The organism is Oceanobacillus sp. FSL K6-0251, assembly GCF_038004725.1.
In the GTDB taxonomy this organism is placed as follows: domain Bacteria; phylum Bacillota; class Bacilli; order Bacillales; family Amphibacillaceae; genus Oceanobacillus; species Oceanobacillus oncorhynchi.
This window is the reverse complement of sequence record NZ_JBBORS010000001.1, coordinates 3,563,721-3,581,890: the sequence shown is the minus strand read 5'-3', so window position 1 is coordinate 3,581,890 and position 18,170 is coordinate 3,563,721. Positions and strand designations below refer to the sequence as shown.

The 18,170-nt window shown below is 39.1% G+C and carries 20 protein-coding genes; 18 read left to right on the top strand and 2 right to left on the bottom strand.

Annotated elements, in window-relative coordinates; genetic code table 11:
- Nucleotides 1–39: 39 nt before the first annotated feature.
- From MKY45_RS17810 to MKY45_RS17725, 18 genes are all read left to right on the top strand, one after another.
- Nucleotides 40–732 carry a head maturation protease, ClpP-related gene (locus MKY45_RS17810; protein ID WP_445667643.1) on the top strand — a complete coding sequence of 231 codons (693 nt, stop codon included), beginning with the start codon at nt 40–42 and terminating at the stop codon, nt 730–732.
- Nucleotides 733–752: 20 nt separating this feature from the next.
- Nucleotides 753–1,916 (top strand): phage major capsid protein, encoded by a 1,164-nt coding sequence (locus MKY45_RS17805; RefSeq protein WP_341173176.1) that lies wholly within the window; start codon nt 753–755, stop codon nt 1,914–1,916.
- A gap of 182 nt (nt 1,917–2,098) precedes the next feature.
- Nucleotides 2,099–2,221 (top strand): hypothetical protein, encoded by a 123-nt coding sequence (locus MKY45_RS23315; protein ID WP_435891025.1) that lies wholly within the window; start codon nt 2,099–2,101, stop codon nt 2,219–2,221.
- On the top strand, nt 2,214–2,585 hold the full coding sequence (locus tag MKY45_RS17795; RefSeq protein ID WP_289584360.1) for a phage head completion protein: 372 nt from the start codon (nt 2,214–2,216) through the stop codon (nt 2,583–2,585). The genes MKY45_RS23315 and MKY45_RS17795 overlap by 8 nt, the downstream gene beginning before the upstream one ends.
- On the top strand, nt 2,582–2,974 hold the full coding sequence (locus MKY45_RS17790) for an HK97-gp10 family putative phage morphogenesis protein (RefSeq protein ID WP_289584359.1): 393 nt from the start codon (nt 2,582–2,584) through the stop codon (nt 2,972–2,974). The genes MKY45_RS17795 and MKY45_RS17790 overlap by 4 nt, the downstream gene beginning before the upstream one ends.
- Complete coding sequence (locus MKY45_RS17785; protein ID WP_289584358.1) at nt 2,974–3,357, top strand: hypothetical protein; 384 nt, start codon at nt 2,974–2,976, stop codon at nt 3,355–3,357. The genes MKY45_RS17790 and MKY45_RS17785 overlap by 1 nt, the downstream gene beginning before the upstream one ends.
- Before the next feature lie 15 nt (nt 3,358–3,372).
- The gene (locus tag MKY45_RS17780; RefSeq protein ID WP_341173175.1) at nt 3,373–3,996 is read left to right on the top strand and encodes a major tail protein; all 624 of its coding nucleotides are present in this window, start codon (nt 3,373–3,375) and stop codon (nt 3,994–3,996) included.
- Nucleotides 3,996–4,511: a collagen-like protein gene (locus MKY45_RS17775; protein ID WP_341173174.1), complete on the top strand. Its 516-nt coding sequence runs from the start codon at nt 3,996–3,998 to the stop codon at nt 4,509–4,511. The genes MKY45_RS17780 and MKY45_RS17775 overlap by 1 nt, the downstream gene beginning before the upstream one ends.
- 35 nt (nt 4,512–4,546) lie before the next feature.
- The gene (gene gpG, locus MKY45_RS17770) at nt 4,547–4,918 is read left to right on the top strand and encodes a phage tail assembly chaperone G (protein WP_289584356.1); all 372 of its coding nucleotides are present in this window, start codon (nt 4,547–4,549) and stop codon (nt 4,916–4,918) included.
- Nucleotides 4,918–5,109 carry a phage tail assembly chaperone GT gene (gene gpGT, locus MKY45_RS17765; protein WP_289584355.1) on the top strand — a complete coding sequence of 64 codons (192 nt, stop codon included), beginning with the start codon at nt 4,918–4,920 and terminating at the stop codon, nt 5,107–5,109. Before gpG ends, gpGT begins: the two co-directional genes overlap by 1 nt.
- A 36-nt stretch (nt 5,110–5,145) precedes the next feature.
- Nucleotides 5,146–10,260, top strand: a complete 5,115-nt coding sequence (locus MKY45_RS17760) for a phage tail tape measure protein (RefSeq protein WP_341173173.1) — start codon at nt 5,146–5,148, stop codon at nt 10,258–10,260.
- Between the two features lie 3 nt (nt 10,261–10,263).
- Entirely contained in the window at nt 10,264–10,974 is a 711-nt protein-coding gene (locus tag MKY45_RS17755) for a phage tail protein (protein WP_341173172.1), read from the top strand.
- A gap of 128 nt (nt 10,975–11,102) precedes the next feature.
- Nucleotides 11,103–14,597, top strand: coding sequence for a phage tail spike protein (locus MKY45_RS17750; RefSeq protein WP_341173171.1), 3,495 nt, complete (start codon nt 11,103–11,105; stop codon nt 14,595–14,597).
- A 2-nt stretch (nt 14,598–14,599) separates the two neighbouring features.
- Nucleotides 14,600–14,995 (top strand): hypothetical protein, encoded by a 396-nt coding sequence (locus tag MKY45_RS17745; RefSeq protein ID WP_341173170.1) that lies wholly within the window; start codon nt 14,600–14,602, stop codon nt 14,993–14,995.
- On the top strand, nt 14,995–15,258 hold the full coding sequence (locus MKY45_RS17740) for a hypothetical protein (RefSeq protein ID WP_341173169.1): 264 nt from the start codon (nt 14,995–14,997) through the stop codon (nt 15,256–15,258). Before MKY45_RS17745 ends, MKY45_RS17740 begins: the two co-directional genes overlap by 1 nt.
- Before the next feature lie 40 nt (nt 15,259–15,298).
- Nucleotides 15,299–15,586 (top strand): hemolysin XhlA family protein, encoded by a 288-nt coding sequence (locus MKY45_RS17735; RefSeq protein WP_341173168.1) that lies wholly within the window; start codon nt 15,299–15,301, stop codon nt 15,584–15,586.
- Between the two features lie 12 nt (nt 15,587–15,598).
- On the top strand, nt 15,599–15,823 hold the full coding sequence (locus tag MKY45_RS17730; RefSeq protein ID WP_341173167.1) for a phage holin: 225 nt from the start codon (nt 15,599–15,601) through the stop codon (nt 15,821–15,823).
- 46 nt (nt 15,824–15,869) lie between these two features.
- Complete coding sequence (locus MKY45_RS17725; protein WP_341173166.1) at nt 15,870–16,988, top strand: N-acetylmuramoyl-L-alanine amidase; 1,119 nt, start codon at nt 15,870–15,872, stop codon at nt 16,986–16,988.
- Nucleotides 16,989–17,169: 181 nt separating this feature from the next.
- On the opposite strand, the gene MKY45_RS17720 is transcribed toward MKY45_RS17725, so the two are convergent.
- Nucleotides 17,170–17,880 carry a hypothetical protein gene (locus MKY45_RS17720; protein ID WP_341173165.1) on the bottom strand — a complete coding sequence of 237 codons (711 nt, stop codon included), beginning with the start codon at nt 17,878–17,880 and terminating at the stop codon, nt 17,170–17,172.
- A gap of 64 nt (nt 17,881–17,944) precedes the next feature.
- Nucleotides 17,945–18,151: a helix-turn-helix transcriptional regulator gene (locus MKY45_RS17715; protein ID WP_341173164.1), complete on the bottom strand. Its 207-nt coding sequence runs from the start codon at nt 18,149–18,151 to the stop codon at nt 17,945–17,947.
- Between the last annotated feature and the right edge of the window lie 19 nt (nt 18,152–18,170).

Here is an 18,170-nt window from a genome sequence, read left to right as displayed (position 1 = left end):
TATATTTGAAGGGGGTGAGAATAAGTGAACAAACCGGATATGAATAAATTAATTAATCTTAAAAGAGACATTCGTTTTGAAGCAAAATCCGATAACGAATATAAGTTATCTGTCTACGGTTTTATTGGAGGCTGGCAGAACAATGCTGAAAGAGTATTAGAACAGATACAACAAACATCAGCAGAAAAAATTCATGTTCACATTAATTCAGGTGGTGGGTCTGCATTTGATGGTGTGGCTATCTGTAATATCTTAAAACAGCATGATGCAGAAATTATTGTGCATATTGATGGTTGGGCAGCAAGCGCTGCATCTGTTATTGCGATGGCAGGCGATAAAGTCATTATGCCAAGCAATACCATGATGATGGTACACCAAGCCAGCACCATCGAATATGGTAATGCTGATATGTTTGAAAAGACGGCTAAAGACTTGCGTAAGGTTGATACAGCATTACGTGCCTCGTATAAAAATCGTTTTGTTGGGTCCGATGATGAATTGGTTACATTGCTTAAAGATGAAACTTGGCTAACTGCTGAAGAAGCCGTTGCGTTAGGATTAGCCGATGAGGTAGCAGAAGAAATTGAAATTGATGACACGCAAGAGGAAGAAGAAACCGTTGAGAATTTTAAAGATGATTTAGTAGCGAAATATGCTGCACAACAAAACAACAAACCACCAGAACCAGAGCCTACTCAAAAAAATATGAGTAAGCTTTTTTTAAATTTATAAAACAAGGAGGTCATTACCTAATGACAATTAAATTCAATAATTTTGAAGAAAAGAAACAGGCATTTGCTGATGCCACACAGAATGGAACAGAAAAAGAACAAGCAACTGCTTTAAATAATATGCTTGAAGCACTTGCAAACGATGTGCGCGGGCAAATTTTAAATGAAGTAAACATGCAAAACGCTGATGCAATGGTTATGTCGCAGCGTGGGCAGAACGTATTGACGTCCGAAGAATCGAAGTTTTTCAACGCTGTAATTGAAGAAGGCGGATTTAAGGACACGGATACGCTTCCTAAAACCACACAAGAGCGTATCTTTGAGGATATTACAAATAATCACCCTCTTTTATCAGCAATCGGCATCCAGAACCTTGGAGCAGTTACGGAATTTATTTATTCAAATGATCCAACTGGACAAGCTGTATGGGGTCCGTTGTTTGGTGATATCAACGGACAGTTAAATGCAACCTTCCGTAAAGAGAAAATCGAACAGCTTAAATTAACTGCTTTTGTACCAATTGCAAAAGACATGCTTAAATTGGGCCCTGCATGGGTTGAGCGTTATGTACGCACAATTATCGCAGAAGCAATGACTGTCGGTCTAGAGCGCGGATATGTTGAAGGAGGAGGTCCATCTCAAAATGAACCTATCGGTTTACTTAAAGAGGTTGGCACTAACGGAGCTGTTACAGATAAGGAATCTGCGGGTACTCTTACTTTTAAACCAGGGCGCACCACCATAAATGAACTTAAAGGCGTTGTGAAAAAGTTAGCTGAACGTTTGAAATCAGACGGAGAAGTAGCTGACCGTCCACGTAACGTAGCTGGAAAAATCGTTATGGTGACTAATCCGTTTGATACGTTTGATATTCAAGCAAATGCAACGGTGCAGACTGCAAGTGGTGTCTACACTACTAATCTTCCTTTTAATCCGATTATGACGGAATCTGTATTTATTCCAAAAGGCAAAGCGCTATTTTTTGTTAAAGATGAGTACGTTGCAGCTATCGGCGGCGGTGTGGAAGTTAAACGATATACTGAAACGCTTGCTTTAGAAGATGCTGACCTGTTTATTGCAAAACAGTTTGCTACAGGTAAGCCTAAAGATAACAACGCTGCACAATTGTATGATTTAGATGTGGATATTTCCAATGATTCTGAACCAGGTGGCGTAGAGGGGTGATCTAATTGATCACAGAAAACATTTTGGAAAAGTTTAAGAACCGTATGCATATATCACATAATTCAGAGGATGACAACTTGAGAGGGTTGTTATCCTTTTCTTATGCTTACGTTAAAAGTAAATGCGGTGAATTTTCGCTTGAAGGAAACAATGAGACCGATATTAGGGGGCAAGAACTTGTCTTGGAACGTTCGCGATATGCCTATAATGACGCTGTGGAATACTTTGAAAATAATTTTCTAAGTGATATTACAGCACTGGGAATCGATATTGCTTATCCATTGGAGAGTGATGCAGATGCGTGATTTTAAATATAAGCCACCACGAGTCCACAGTGGTCAATTGCGAACGCCTATCACGTTTTATGAGTATGCCCCTAATGATGGTCCCGAACCAGGGGAAAGTCAAAAGAGCGTGCTTTATGAGTGCATGTGCAAAGTTGACAGAGTGTGGCTAAAAGATTTAGAGCTAGCTAAGTCAAATGGAACCTTATCAGATATCACGATTACCATTCGAGATCCGCAAGGTGATTATAGACCTAACAACACGCATTATTTAGAGATTGATGATGTGGATTACAAAGACTTACCTTACAATATCGTTACAGCACAGCCTAATCTCCAAGACAGACGCTTTATAGATATTGTCGCAAAGGTGGCTAAGCAATGAGTGTGGAAGTTAAAGGTCAGCAAAAAGTGATGGCAGAAATAGAAAGACGTTTAGGAAAAGCAAAAATGCAAGTAATTAGCGATGCAGCACTGAAAGCAGGCGCGCGTGTTTTTGTTGCTGAATTGCAAAGGCAGTTTTCCGGTTGGAAAGATACCGGAGCTAGTCATGATGAAATCACGGTGTCTCAACCAATAACTGTGAGAGGTAATCGCACAATAAAAATCCACTGGAAAGGGCCAGACAGTCGCTATCGTATTATCCATTTAAACGAGTGGGGAACAGTCAAAAACCCTAACCCTGCAGGTAAAGGATCTATCGCTAAGGCTATGCGTAATGCAGAAAATGCGTATAGACGTGCTGTAAAAGAGGCGATTAGGAGGGGGATTTAATGCTCGATTACATGTATTCCCTTTTAGTTGCTGACAGTGTTATTAAACGGTATGTAGGAAATCGAATTAAGTTTTATGAATATCCCGCAACTGGTGATTTTAGCGGGATTTATATTGTTATGGACCCGATAGATACAGCGCAGGTTGGTGATTATGCCGACAATATTTATTTAAGTGAGGATACCCTTATTCAAATAGATATCTGGTCAGATAACCGGAAAACAAGAGATTTAGTAGCAAAGCAAATCAGAAAAATATTAGTCAGCCAAAACGGATTCAGCGAAAAAACTGGTCCCGATGAATGGGATAAAGACACCGGGATATTCCGGATTGCAAGAAGGTATAGCAAGAAAACGTATCGAGAAGATTTTAATAAATTATAAATAGGAGTGATTTAAATGGCAGAACCAAAAATCAATCAGCCACACAAGGCCACAACTGGTGTTAAACATTTTGATTATAAAGTTATAGGTGATGAAGCTGCAAAAATTAATCGTGTTAATTTCTTGCAAAGCATTGGAGTAACAATGGAACAGGAAATCGTAAAAGCTTATGGGGATAATACTACAGCCGAAATGGCAACTTCCAGCGGGGATATTGAGGTAACAGGGGGCTTTCATAAAGTTCCTTTACAGGATAAAGTCCGCATGCTTGGCTGGGAAGAATCTGAAAATGGATTGATCGGAACGGGTGGAAACGATAATCCTCCATACGTTGGCGTTATTTTTACGCAAACTTATGAGGACGGTTCTGCGGAGTATGTGGGATTACCGAAAGGGATCTTCACACGTCCAAGTATCGAAAAAGAAACAAAAGGAGAATCCACAGAATTCTCTTCTGACGAAATCTCTGGTCAATTCCAAGATGATAAAGTAGAAGGATTTAGTGATGATAAATCAGTCATCTTTGCTTACGATCCGAAAGGAGAAACCACACAACGGGATGCTATCTATCAAGCTATCTTTGGAGAAGGGTACCCGAATACTGATGAAGACGGAAACCAAGGTGGTGTAGAAGGATAATGAGTACATTCGAAGCGATTGTAACAGAAGATGTCCAGTCGAACCGTTTGTTGTCTATGAGTGGTGGTAATGGAGCTCCTCACATCTCTGTCACCACGCCAGGGGGTAACCCTGATTTTGTATCAACTAGAGAGTTAAAGGAAAATGATGTAGTTGATGTTACCATGAAAAATAATCCTGTTTGGAATGTTGAAGCAGGGGAAGATTTATCTGCTGGGACCTATGTAGAAGTTGGTGAAGGCGGAGTTATTGTTTCATCCGATGGGAATGGCATTGGATATATAGCTGAAGCTGTAGAAGAAGGCGACACTGCTAAATTGGTTAGACAAGCAAGTGGTAAAACAGGCGAACGTGGCCCTGCGGGTCCTAAGGGAGACAAAGGGGATAAAGGCGATCCTGGAGAAGATGGAGCCCCAGGCGCTAAAGGTGACAAAGGAGATCCGGGAGACAACCTCTTCACAGAAGAAGAAGCAGCTGCATTAAAAGAATTAATTACAGATGGAGAGAGCGAATAATATCGCTCTCTTTTTATATTAGGAGGAAAAAATACATGGCAAATTTAAAAAGAAATTTAATAGAACTAGTAACAAACCCAGAAGAAGCAGCAGAAGGTGCAGAAGTCGAAACTAAAAAATATTGGACCCCTGCATTTATCCCGTTAAGTGTAATCTATCAAGCTACTGATTTAACAGCGGAAATTGATAATTCAGACGATGAGGATAAATTGAGCGAGCGTGAATTGATTGGAAAATTAATTGATTTTGTAGCAAACGATGTTTACAAAGGACAATTTACCCGTGAGGAGTTAGAAAACGGTCTACATGCTCCAAGTGCTATCACCACGTTGCAAGAGCAGATTGTATTTATAGCACAAGGACAGCAAAGCAATGAAACAAAAAAGTTCCTGGAGAAGAAAAATTAATGGATGAGGATTTTTCTCCAGCTAAACAAAAACAATACATGGATAATCTCATCCACGATTTGATGAAAGACGGCAAGGATATAAATGAAATATTAAACATGCCGTATAACTTTGTCTTAGACATTTTGGCAGAAAAAAGTAAACCAAAAGAAGAAAAATCACTTATTGCTGCATTCGGTGGCACTAGGTGATTTTTCCTTTTTCTAAACGAAGGGAGGTAAATTTAATTGGAAAGAATAGAAGGATTAAGTATTGGGTTAGATTTAGACTCCATTGGTTTAGAACGAGGTCTGACTGGTTTAAAAGACAAAATCCGTACAGTCAATAGTGAAATGAGAAATAACATGTCCTCGTTTGACAGGTCGGACAGATCGGTATCCAAATATGAAACAAGGCTAGAAGGTCTAAACAAAAAATTAGAAGTACAAAAATCAGTTACTAAAGCTGCAAAAGATGAAATGGAAAAAATGATTGATGAAAATGGAAAAGGTTCTGCTGAGGCAGAAAAAGCAGAAAGAGAGTACAACAATCAGGCTGCAGCTTTAAATAATCTGGAAAGATATGTAGAGCGTACAACTGATGAACTGGAACAACTACGCAGAGAGCAAGAATTAAATGAATCCAAGCTTGTCCAGTTTGGAGATAAAGCTGCTGTTTTCGGTGAAAAAATAGGGGCCGTTGGAGACGTAATGAAAGATGTTGGCAAAAACATGATGATGTACGTCACTGCTCCATTAATGGGTTTCGGTGCCTTGGCTACAAAAACCGGTATTGATTTTGACGATAGCATGGCCAGAGTACAAGCTATATCCGGCGCTACTGGCGATGATTTAACTAAATTACGAGATAAAGCCAAGGAAATGGGGGCAACAACCAGATTTAGTGCATCAGAATCAGCAGAAGCGCTTGAATACATGGCCTTAGCTGGATGGCAAACAGAGGATATGCTTGGCGGTATTGAAGGTGTTATGTCTCTTGCGGCTGCATCTGGGGAAGACCTTGCTACTGTATCAGATATTGTCACAGATGCTTTATCTGCATTTGGATTAAGTGCGGAGGATAGCGGAAGGTTTGCAGATGTTTTAGCAGCAGCTAGTGCTAACGCCAACACCAATGTTAGTGGTTTAGGTAATGCGTTTAAATACGTAGCTCCGGTCGCAGGTGCACTAGGTTACTCTGTAGAAGATACAGCGACGGCCATCGGTTTAATGTCTAATGCAGGTATCAAAGGTGAAAAAGCCGGTACTGCGTTGCGCACCATGATGACAAACCTCGCTAAACCAACGGATCAAATGAAAACTGAAATGGACAGGCTGGGCATTTCCCTTACTGATGGAGAAGGCAACATGAAATCCTTTGATGAAATTATGGATGATTTGCGTTCATCTTTTTCTGGTCTGTCAGAGGAACAACAAGCATCTGCAGCTGCAACGATATTTGGAAAAGAAGCCATGTCGGGTGCGTTATCCATTGTTAATGCGTCGGAAGAAGATTATAAAAAGTTAGCCGGTGCTATCGAAGATTCAAACGGAGCTGCCAAAGAAATGTCCGACATAATGGAAGGCACGCTTGGCGGTACATTGCGAGAAATCAAATCTGGATTAGAAGGTTTTATGATTTCTGTTTATGAAACGATGCTCCCGGCTTTAGAAATGGGTGCGGAAAAACTGAAAGGTTTAGTACAGTGGCTCAATAATCTATCCCCAGCAGCAAAAGTTACAGGGGTTATTATTGGTGCTTTAGCAGCTGCATTAGGGCCATTAGTTTTTGGTTTAGGGGTGTTTTTCACTGTTATAAGGAGTGCGACACGAGGATTTAAAGATTTCGCTAGGTTTATACAACCGGTTATTTCTAAAGTGAAAAACTTCGGGAAAGCTACTGCAAGTGGTGCGAAAAAAGGCGGTTTGCTAACTAAAATGCTGAGGTTGATTCTTGGAGGAATAAGGGTTCTCACGGGACCGGTAGGTTGGATAATCTCTGGAGTATTAGCATTAGGAACAGCATTTGTAACAGCTTATAAAAAATCAGAGACATTCCGTGAAGGCGTAAATAAAATTATAGATGGAGTTAAAAATGCATTTGCAAAAGTAAAAGAATTCATTGAAGGTATTAAAGGTCTTTTTCATGATGATGGACAATCCGGAAGAGATATTTTAGCCAGTCTTGGTTTCTCAGATAAATTTATTGAGACAGTGGACTTTATTGCACTCAAATTATCCCATATCAGAGGTCTTGTTACCAACTTCGTCGATGGCATTAAAGGATTATTTAAAGATGACGGACAAGAAGGCAGAGACCTTTTAAGCAGTATCGGTGTATCCGATAAAATGATAGCTGTTTTAGATGGTATTGCATTAAAAATTGTTCTTTTTCGAGACATTGTGAAAAAGGCTTTTGGCGCAACAGTAGATTTTGTTAAAAACGCTTGGTCTGGATTAACTTCGTGGTTTAGTTCTACTGGCGAAAGCATGGTCGAAAAAGCAACAAGCATCTTTGGTAGCATAAAAACTGCAGTATCTACCGGCATCCAAACTGCTGTAGATTTTGTTAAAAATTTATGGGGCGGTTTAATAAACTGGTGGAATCAAAATGGAGATAGCATTTTAGCTAAAGCAACCTCGATTTTTAATAGTGTAAGAGATAATGTTTCACTGGCAATATCCACTGTGGTAGGATATGTGAAATCTGTTTGGTCTAGTCTTACAGATTTTTGGAATGAACACGGTGAAATGATTTCTCAAGCTGCACAAAACGTGTGGAGTTTTATACAATCGTTTGTCCTTGGAACAGCTAACATAATCTGGTCAGGCATTAAAGGATTTGCTACCGGTATTTATACTGTAATTAAATGGGCGTTAGATAATATTATGGCAGGCTGGGCTGTTGTGTGGCCTTATATCCGTGATATAGCAACGGGTGTCATAAACGCTATATCATCAGCTGTTCAATTTGTTTTTCCGTATATCGTAACGATCATAAAAGGCGCGATGAATGTTATTTCTAACATCATGTCCTATGTTTGGCCTGTTGTAAAATTTATTGTCATCGAAACCTGGAATGCTATCAAGGGTACGATAGATGGAGCCCTCAAGGTGATAACTGGTTTAATACAATTTTTCAGTGCATTATTCACCGGAAATTGGTCGGCTTTGTGGGATGCAGTTAAGCAAATTTTAGGCGGAGCGGTACAATTCATCTGGAATTTTGTTCAGGTATCTTTCTTCGGTCGAATTATCAAAGGTGGAGTCATATTTATTAAAGGCTTTGCTGGATTATTTACGACCATGTGGGGAGGCATACGCAGCCTGTTTTCTACTGTAATAACTTGGATAGTCGGGTTTGTCCGAAGTAGTTTTAGCGGCATGAGAAATACAGTCGGTTCTATAACAGAGACTATCCGAAATGTGATTACAACAATTTGGAATGGAATCTGGTCGTTTTTCAGTAAAATCATATCAACAATTGTCACATTTATTAGAAATAGATTTACTGCGATGCGTGAAACTATCAATTCTATCACCACGAAAATAAAAGAATTGATTTCATTATTGTGGAATAATATTTATACTTTTTTCCAAACAATTATCCGAAATATAGTTGACTTTGTCCGTACTAGATTTACAACTATGCGTGATAATGTATCAAATATTTTCACTACAATCCGTGACACGGCACAGCGTTTGTGGAATGCAGTCAAAGATAAAATCTGGAATCCAGTAAAAAATGTTGTGAAAAATGTTAGAGACAGATTCACCACTTTAAAAGATAATGTATCAGGAATTTTTTCTAACATGCGCGATAATGTATCTGAGTGGGTTGGGAAGATGGTCCAGAGTGTAAAGGATATGCCAGGGAAAATGAAAGATGGATTAGTACAAATGGCATATAAAGTGAAAGATGGAGTGAAAGATTTAGGCCAAAAAATGATGGACGGCATCGGTGGTGGCGTTAATGGCGTTATCGGTGGGGTTAACTGGGTACTCGGTAAATTACAAGTTCCAAAAGACAAACAGTTAGTTGAATGGGACGTACCGCAGTTGGCGCACGGCACCAAAAGCCATAAAGGTGGATTAGCGTTAATTAATGATGGTAAAGGAGACAACAGCGGACCTGAATTAATTATTAATCGAGACGGAACAACCGGTATGTACGAAGGTAGAAACGTGCTTGCGAATATAGCAAAAGGAGCACAAGTTATTCCGGCGAAAATGACTCGTCAGTTGTTGGATAGTGGTATACCTGCGTATGCTAAAGGTATTTTTGGAAGTGCTTGGGATGATATTAAATCCGGAGTAACTTGGACAAGTGACAAAATATCAACGGGTTATAACTATGCAAAAGACACCACGATTGCAGCAGGAAAGAAAATCGGTGAATGGACAGGAAACGTTTGGGACTATGTAGAGAATCCTGGAAAGCTACTCAATATTGCACTTGAAAAAGTAGGTGTCTCAATACCGGATGGTGTTGGTGCTATGATTGAAATGGCAAAAGGTGCATTTACCACTGTAAAAGATAAAGCTATCGATTTTGTGAAAGAAAAACTCAATATGGGTGGTCCCGAAGGCGTTAGTGGCGGCATGGGATTAGTTGGTGCTGCAGGTAATTGGCGGTCACAAATCCAACGTGCTGCAGCGCAAATGGGTGAGACTGTTTCACCTACAGAAATTAATGGTATATTGGCACAGATTAACCGTGAATCTGGTGGTAATCAGCGTATTATCCAATCATCTGCGGTATGGGATGTTAATACTGCAGCCGGCAACCCAGCACGTGGATTGCTTCAATATATACCGCAAACATTTAACGCCTACAAGGTAAAGGGTCATGAGAATATTTATTCCGGTTATGATCAGTTATTAGCATTTTTTAACAACAAAACTTGGCGTCGTGACCTTCCTTATGGCAAACGTGGATGGGGTCCTCGTGGTGGAAGGAAATATGGAACTGGTGGATTAGTAAACGAAGGCCTTTATCATTTAGGTGAGGAAGGATATCCGGAATGGATAATTCCAACTGCGCCGAACAGACGCACAGAAGCTATGAAACTATTAGCTTTGGCTGGTAAAGAAATTCAAGGAAATAAACGTCCACATCAGTTGCCTAATGTTAGTGGTGTTGGTGATAGTGCAGGTATCCAGTACCTTGAAAGCATGGTTTCTTTACTATCCCAGCAAGTGGATGATTTGAAACAAATTATCTTATTGCTTACACAGCTGGTTGCGAAAAATCCTAATCTGCAAATTGGCGAGCATGAGTTTAAAACTTATATATCCCAGTTGGCAGATAGAGGATTAAATGATATTGGAAATAAAAAGAAAACAGCATGGGGAGGTGCTTAATCTATGAATCCATTAAAAGCAGCAGTCGTGTTTATCAATGATATAGACACGGCTTCCAAAGGCATTCATCCGATAGATAGAGCGCCTGTACCATCTCCAGAAGAAGATGTTGAGCATGTAGATGTCAGAGGCAGGCATGGTTCTCTAACTAAGAAATACGGGTTTAAGGATATTCCTTATCCGTTGGACTTTTACATTAACGAGATCATGCCTTTTAAGCAGGCGTTTAGAGTCGCTAAGCAGTTTTTGCTTGATGCTAAGACATTAAGGTTCAGTGATGATGAAGACGTCCATTATAGGGTTAAATCAATACGAATTGACACGGCAGAGAACATCATTGTTAAGTATGGAAGATTCACCGTTGAATTTATCCTGGACCCATTCCAGTATGAAACAAACGAAACAAGAACTATCACAGGAAGGACAGTCCTTAATAATCCAGGCTATGAATCACAGCCTTATATCAAAGCAACATGTTCCGGATCCGGAAAAATATTCGTCAACGGAGAAGAAATACAAATTACTGATATTAATGGAACAATAGAGATTGACTCTGAATTAATGAATGCATACAGAAAAACGACAGGAAATATCACCAATCTAAATAATCATATGGTTGGTGATTTTCCTGTTTTTAAGACGGGCAGTAATGTTGTTGAATTTAGTGAAGAAATTAGTAAATTAGAAATTAATCCTAGGTGGAGGTGGTTGTGATGTTAGTGAGTGAGAACGGAAGTGCTTCATTCAATCTAGATACCGGAAGTTTAATAATGAAAAATGCTGAATTTAAAGAGGGAAACTAATTCTTTCTTTTTTTACGTCTGACCGAAAGGAGGTAAAGTATGTATCCAATTTTATATAAATCAAACGAGACCAATTTCGTACATAACGGGATTGGTTTTTTACGTGATGCCATAACAGTCTACCCAGAGGAAGAATTAAACGGATATTCTGAAATTACCATTGAATATGATGCAGACGGCTTTCTTGCAGATGAAATTAAAAACGGCATGATTATCAAGTCTAAAGCAAATGACAAACAACAGCCACAGTTATTTCGGATTTATTCTCATGTCAAAGACCATTCTGCGGATCAAATCATTATCAATGGTCGTCACATCACAAATGATTTAGCTGATAACTTTGTTGAAGCATTAGAAATTCGTAACATGACAACCTATCAGGCAATGAAAGCCATTCAAGAAAGGCTAGCTTATCCGACTCGTTTCAATTTTTCCAGTACGAATACCACAACTACATCCAGCACTAATATCTATCGTAACAATCCATTACAAATGGTGGCTGGTACGGAAGGTTCTATCTTACAACATTGGGGCGGTCAGATTGAGCGTGATAATTTCGATTTAATCATGCATCGCAGGCGTGGTTCTGATGATGGTGTCAAGGTGCTGTATAAGAAAAATCTAACTGGATTACAAGCGACATTTGACGATGACAGCGTAGTTACTCGCATTTATCCATTTAAGTATGTGGAGGAAACAGAGGAAGAGCGGGCAAGGCTTATTACTGTTCCCGGAAAATATATTGACAGTCCAAACATTGATAAATATCCTCATATTAAAATCCTTCCTATTGATGCAAGTAGCGAGGAAGGTATTGAGAACAGCACTGATTTATACAATGCCTATAAGGACTATTTTAGTAATGAAGGTAAAGATAAAGATCTTCCTTCTGTCAGTATGGAAGTGGAGTTTGAGCATCTGCATGAGACAGAAGAATATAAGGATGTTGCTGCACTTGAGCATGTTGGGCTAGGGGATACTATCACCGTTGGTCATACTAAATGGGGATTAGATTTAAAAGCATCAATTGTAAAAATCGAATATGATGCCATTGCTGAAAAGAATAGAAAAGTTTCTGCTGGCAATGTCAGAGCCAATTTTACCGACAGTGTAAATCAAAATGAAAATGATCTTGGTGTTATCGGCGACCGAATGAATAACATTGACCAGAAATCCAATGAAGCCATTCGTGCAGCCAATGGGAAAAACACCATTTACTATGGTCCGGATGAACCGATTGGAGACAATCTTATTAAAGGCGATATCTGGTTCCGCATCGTTGATGGAGAGTACACAAGGACTTACATCTATGACGGAGTTCAGTGGCAGTTAAGTATTGATATGGAATCAAAAGAAGCTAAAGAGACAGCTGCAGAAGCACATAATAGGGCGGAGGAGGCAGTTGGTAAAGCAGACCTTGCTACCAGTAATGCTATTGAAGCAATAAATCAAGCTCAAGAAGCATTTGATAATGCAGAAAACTTATCTAAAGTGGTAGATGAAAACACAGAAGATATCAGTGAAATTAGTCAGATTGCTCAAGGTTTGCAAACAAAAGTATCTAATGCAGAAGGAGACATTTCCACAGTTACACAATTGGCTACTGCTCTACAATCACGAATGACAAATGCCGAGGGTAGCATAAGCACTCTCACACAAACGGCAACAAGCTTGCAAAGTACTATCAAAGGTGTTCGTGATGATTTAGACGACCTTCAAATTGGCGCAAAAAATTATATATCACACGAGGAAAACAACTGGGAAGCAGGAAGTTATTGGAGCGCAACTGGTAATTTAAATAACACATCCGGAAGAATCCGAACTCCTAAGAAATCAATTGAAAGCAATACAGTTTATACGATGACTGACTATTCAACTTATGATGATAGAGTAATATTCTATCTCTACCTGTGGAATGCAGATGGCAGTTTTTCGAGGTCCATGTTTGTGGATACTAATTCTCTTACCATGACATTTACAACAAGAGAGAATGAAACAGAATATGCGGTCGCAGTGTGGAATGATGGAGAAACAGTCATTGTATCCGATTTAGGAAATAAAGCGAAGGTGCAGTTAGAACGTGGAAATAAAAGTACTGATTGGTCTCTATCACCAGACGACATGGCGACTCAATCTCAAATAAGCCAGTTGTCCGATAACATTAATTTAAGAGTACAAAAAAATGATATTATCAACCAGATTAATATCTCCACAGAAGATATTTTAATATCTGGTAAAAAGCTTATCCTTGATGGGGATACAACTGTTAATGGTTCGTTTAGAGTTGAAAATGCTAATATTACATCTTTAAATGCTGGAAAGATTACTGGGGGGACTTTTGATGGAGGAAAGGTTAATGTCATCAATGTAAGTGCAAACAGCATTGTTGGTGGTATTCTTCAATCTCAAAATAGTAATACAACGTTTAATATGAATAGCGGATTGTTAACGATGAGAAATGTTAATTTCGTTCTTGGAAACGGGGCGATGATTGAATTTACCAATGTTTCTAACCGTATTCAATATAGCGATACAGAAGGCGGAGTTACTCGTTCTTCTGGTTTTGGCGTGGGTAAATCATTATCTGGTTTTCCGTTTTCTTACTCTGGTACAACAGGAGCATCAAACTTAGATACACTATCACCTTATTGGAGTGGTGCTATCTGGAATACGACAAGAGCAATTACCGATGGGGCTTCTAACAGTATCAGTGGTTTCAGGTTCCAGTTCAGAGCTCAGGCAGTTGATTGGGACAGAGGACTTGAAATTGATTTCAACGGTTCGCCAAGTATTACTCCGATTAATGGTGCTAGTTACAATTACGATTTGGGGAACAACGACCGCATGTTCAATGACTTGTATATTCGCCGGTTGCGTTCTGTTCAAAGTTTTGACGTGAGGAACGTTGCGAGCATTAATAAAGGATGGCTGTTTGAAACATCAGAGTCTGGCGGAACGATGTCAATAAGAGGGTTAAACGGTGGTAGTTACACTTATGTACTTGGGGATACGGAATCTTACAATCACTTTAGTTATGGATATATCACCAATTTACGGGCTCCTTCAAGCGGAAATTCATCTGTTGGGCTGAGCAGTAGACCATATACATTTGGACATTTCGATTCTTTCAATGTGTACGGTAATTTATACGCTCAAAAAGTCACCGAGACATCCGACAGAAGAAAGAAGAAAAACATCAAAAATACCAAATTAGGCTTAGCCTTCATCAACCAGCTGAATCCGGTTGATTATGAAATGATTGATTCTAGCACAACTAGAACAGGCTTCATTGCGCAAGAAATGTCTGATACGTTAAATAAATATCATTATACAAATCAAGAGATTGTATCACAGGATGGGCAAGGGTATTTAGGGATTAGCTATACGCAACTAATCGCACCATTGGCTAGAGGGTTGCAAGAACTGGATACCAAGGTTGACAGCAAAGTTAAGAATCTGGAAGAAATAATTGAAAAACAAGCACTTAAAATAGCTGACTTAGAACAGCGAATACACAATTTGGAGGTAGCTTAGCTATGAAATTAAAAATTAAAAACATCGAATTAGAAAGAGTTATTGTATTTCTGGAGAATTTGGATTTCCGAGGACCAAAGAGTGTTAACCGTTCTAAAATCACCAATTTCCTTGGTCAACAACTGGAGGAAGTTGCTGCAGGTGAAAAAACAATCCAGGAGGATTATAAAGAGGACAGAAAACAACTGGAACAATCACTGAAAGATTATTACAAAGAAACCGTCACTGTTGAAGGTGATAATTATCAGAAGGGGTTAGGCGTTATTAAATCAAAAATTAAAGAGTTAACCGCAGAAGAGTGTGAGCAAGAGTTCTCAGGGAACGATGCTTACGCTCTTTCTGTTTTATATGAGGCGTTTGACCTTGACAATGAAGCAAACGAAGGAGGTGAAGAATAATGCGTATTACTATCACAGGAATTAATTTCAATTATGATGACGGACGTGACAAGGATTGCACAAGTGTTGACTTAAACTATATTGCTGATGGCTTTGAGTTTAATAATGGTAAACCAGTTAGACTCTCACACGACCAATACGAGGAAAATAAGGAAGACTTAAATAAACTAAGATTACTGGTGGCCGAGAAAATTATTTCTGACGCTACTAACTTTATTGAAGATGTACAAGCATATAAAGATTCATTAACAAACGCTGAATAAGCGTTATTTTTTATGTCTAAAAGTAGTAGGGGGGTCGAGCATGTCAAATAAAGAGGAGATGGGAGATATGGATGCTTGGAAAGAGAGAATGCAGCAGGATGTCAGCGAACTAAAAAGCAACTACCATCTGATGAAAAAAGATGTTGAAGGACTACAACGCAATGATATACGTCAAGACGGGCAAATAGAGACAATGCAGCAGACGTTGAGCGCTATCCAAGATGATACAAACTGGATAAGACGCAAGATAACCGGCGCTTTTATTACGGCGCTTGTAACAGCAGTTGTAGCAGGAGTTGTGGGTGTTGCAATAGCAAATATATTTTAAGGAGAGGTTAGTATGGACAAAGGAACAATCATAAGGACGGTGGCATTAGTGATTGCGTGGGCAAATATGGCCTTAACCAATTACGGATTACAGCCTATCCCGGTAGTTAGTGAAGATTTTATTGCTATGATCCTTGCCGGAGCGGTCACGGTGTGGACATGGTTCAAAAATAACTACATCACCTGGAAAGGCAAGCAGCAAAAAGAAGTATTGCAAAAGAATTATTTAACCAAGTAAAGAGTAGCTACGGCTGCTCTTTTTAATTTATAAGGAGGTTTTATGTATGGCAAAAGTAGCAATGTGCGCAGGTCATGGCGGAAGTGGTTCCACACCAGGCAAGCGTTCCCCAGCTGGGGAATATGAGTGGAATTTTAATGATGCCGTAGTAAGAGCAGCAATTGCAAAGCTAAAAGATAATGGCGTTGAAGTTTTGCGGACTGACGATGCTTCCGGTAAAACAGATGTTGGTTTAACCGCCCGCACAAATAAAGCGAACGCATGGGGTGCAGATGCCTATGTCTCTGTACACCATAATGCGCTTGGAACAAAGTGGCTCAACTATGAAATAGGGATTGAAACATTTACTCAAAACGGATCGCACCCACAAGCTGAAAGATTAGCTAGATGCATACATCCTAAATACGTTAAAGCAATGGGGTTAAAAGATAGAGGGATGAAGAAATCAAACCTCGCTATCACTCGTCAAACGAAAATGCCGGCTGTCCTTACCGAGGGCGGATTTATGGATTCGAGAATTGATATTAAAGCAATGCGCAGTAACGCAAAACTGAAAGCGCAAGGAGAGGCTATTGCTGATGGAATTATGGAGTTTCTTAATGTAAAGAATAATAAAGAAGCTCCTAAAACATCTAAACCTAAACAGACGCAAACAGGGTCAACTCAAACTAAAAACAACAAAAACATGTCTGTGGTTGATTACCTTAAATCACAAGGTATAAGTTCCAGCATGGATAATCGTAAAAAATTAGCTTCACAACATGGTATCAAGAATTATACTGGTACCGCTAGCCAAAATACAAAGCTATTAAATGCTTTAAGAAGTTTTGGCTCTAATAAAACAGTAGATGGCAAGTGGGGTAAATCGACCACTCTTGCGTTACAAAAGGCGCTAGGTACTCCGCAGGATGGTTTTATCAGCAAACAGCCTAGAAACTCTGTCACTCAATCCTTATACGGTAATACGGTGCAATTTGGCAATGGTGGCAGTAATGTTGTTGTGGCGTTGCAACGTAAAGTTGGCGCTAAGGCAGATGGGAAACTTGGACCCGCAACTATCAGAGCGTTACAAAAGGCGTTAGGCACGCCACAAGATGGCGTGTTGAGCCGTCCATCTATGGTGGTTAAAGAATTGCAAAGACGTTTAAATGCAGGTACGTTTTAATTAAAAAAAAGCCCTTCACAGCGCGTGAGGGGCTTTACATATTATTTAAACATCTTTCGTATTGTTTTACCGGCTGCACGGCCTGTCAAACGCCTGCCTATTCTTTTTCCGACTTTACCTTTCTTCACAGCGTCAACGTCATTCCAGATACGGAGAAACTTATATATGCTTGATTTAAGGCTCATTGTTCTTCTTCCATTTCTTCTTTGCTGATAAACTTCATTTCAAATTCGGTGTCTTCCCCAACTTTGCCGTTCATAGTATCAACGCCTGCATCAGTCACTTCATAAGGAGCTTCAAACATTAATTCAATGCTTTCGGGCTGACTGTTATCATCTAATGGCACAATAAAAAATCCATCTTGAATCACCTGTCCATAATAAGTCATTACAGATTCATTCTCTGACCCAATCCCATAATCCGGTGAAACCTGTTGCTTATCACTCGTTACAATTGTAGATGTACCATTAAAATCAATATCCATATCCGTGGTATTTTCGGCTTCTGTGACAATGAGTAATGCCCTTACTTTTTCTTTCCCAGCAAAACGTTCTTCCCATTGGACTTCTTCGCTTAATTCAATGTCAACAAGAGAAACAGTCATATTTAAAATAAAACCATCAAAGTCAATTTTATAAAACCCTGGTTCTTGGTCTTCGTCTTCGCTGTAATACATACCAACTAAGTTAAACATGCCATATTCATTTTCGAAAGAATATTCATCTTCATCAATTGTTTCATTTTCCTTTGTTTCATTATTAACTTCTTCCGTTTCATCGTTTTCTGCTTTTTGCTCCTCTTTTGGTTCTTCATTTCCTGATTCTGCGTCTGATTCATTCCCGCAGGCAACCAAAAACAATGATAGTAATAAAACAAATAATAATTTCTTCATTCTAAATTCCCCCTTTTTATATGTATAGGAAAATTATACCTTAATTTTGCAAGGAATAATATACCTATTCATTTTCATCCCAATAATAAAGATCGTCTACTTTGCAATCCAATAACTTTGCTAACAAGAAAAGTTTTTCTACAGATGGCATGCTTTTGTTGTTAACCCATCTAGAAATAATGTTCGGACTGACATCCAACTGATTAGCAACCCATTTATTTTTCAATCCCCTTTCCTGTATCATCTTATTAATGTTACTTTTCAGATTCATATGCATCATCCTTATATAA

Excerpts from the sequence above, each read along its gene's own strand:
- MKY45_RS17810 (WP_445667643.1), top strand. The coding sequence starts at position 40 with ATGAATAAATTAATTAATCTTAAAAGAGACATTCGTTTTGAAGCAAAA.
- MKY45_RS17805 (WP_341173176.1), top strand. The coding sequence starts at position 753 with ATGACAATTAAATTCAATAATTTTGAAGAAAAGAAACAGGCATTTGCT.
- MKY45_RS17795 (WP_289584360.1), top strand. The coding sequence starts at position 2,214 with ATGCGTGATTTTAAATATAAGCCACCACGAGTCCACAGTGGTCAATTG.
- MKY45_RS17790 (WP_289584359.1), top strand. The coding sequence starts at position 2,582 with ATGAGTGTGGAAGTTAAAGGTCAGCAAAAAGTGATGGCAGAAATAGAA.
- MKY45_RS17785 (WP_289584358.1), top strand. The coding sequence starts at position 2,974 with ATGCTCGATTACATGTATTCCCTTTTAGTTGCTGACAGTGTTATTAAA.
- MKY45_RS17780 (WP_341173175.1), top strand. The coding sequence starts at position 3,373 with ATGGCAGAACCAAAAATCAATCAGCCACACAAGGCCACAACTGGTGTT.
- MKY45_RS17775 (WP_341173174.1), top strand. The coding sequence starts at position 3,996 with ATGAGTACATTCGAAGCGATTGTAACAGAAGATGTCCAGTCGAACCGT.
- gpG (WP_289584356.1), top strand. The coding sequence starts at position 4,547 with ATGGCAAATTTAAAAAGAAATTTAATAGAACTAGTAACAAACCCAGAA.
- gpGT (WP_289584355.1), top strand. The coding sequence starts at position 4,918 with ATGGATGAGGATTTTTCTCCAGCTAAACAAAAACAATACATGGATAAT.
- MKY45_RS17755 (WP_341173172.1), top strand. The coding sequence starts at position 10,264 with ATGAATCCATTAAAAGCAGCAGTCGTGTTTATCAATGATATAGACACG.
- MKY45_RS17750 (WP_341173171.1), top strand. The coding sequence starts at position 11,103 with ATGTATCCAATTTTATATAAATCAAACGAGACCAATTTCGTACATAAC.
- MKY45_RS17745 (WP_341173170.1), top strand. The coding sequence starts at position 14,600 with ATGAAATTAAAAATTAAAAACATCGAATTAGAAAGAGTTATTGTATTT.
- MKY45_RS17740 (WP_341173169.1), top strand. The coding sequence starts at position 14,995 with ATGCGTATTACTATCACAGGAATTAATTTCAATTATGATGACGGACGT.
- MKY45_RS17735 (WP_341173168.1), top strand. The coding sequence starts at position 15,299 with ATGTCAAATAAAGAGGAGATGGGAGATATGGATGCTTGGAAAGAGAGA.
- MKY45_RS17730 (WP_341173167.1), top strand. The coding sequence starts at position 15,599 with ATGGACAAAGGAACAATCATAAGGACGGTGGCATTAGTGATTGCGTGG.
- MKY45_RS17725 (WP_341173166.1), top strand. The coding sequence starts at position 15,870 with ATGGCAAAAGTAGCAATGTGCGCAGGTCATGGCGGAAGTGGTTCCACA.
- MKY45_RS17720 (WP_341173165.1), bottom strand. The coding sequence starts at position 17,880 with ATGAAGAAATTATTATTTGTTTTATTACTATCATTGTTTTTGGTTGCC.
- MKY45_RS17715 (WP_341173164.1), bottom strand. The coding sequence starts at position 18,151 with ATGAATCTGAAAAGTAACATTAATAAGATGATACAGGAAAGGGGATTG.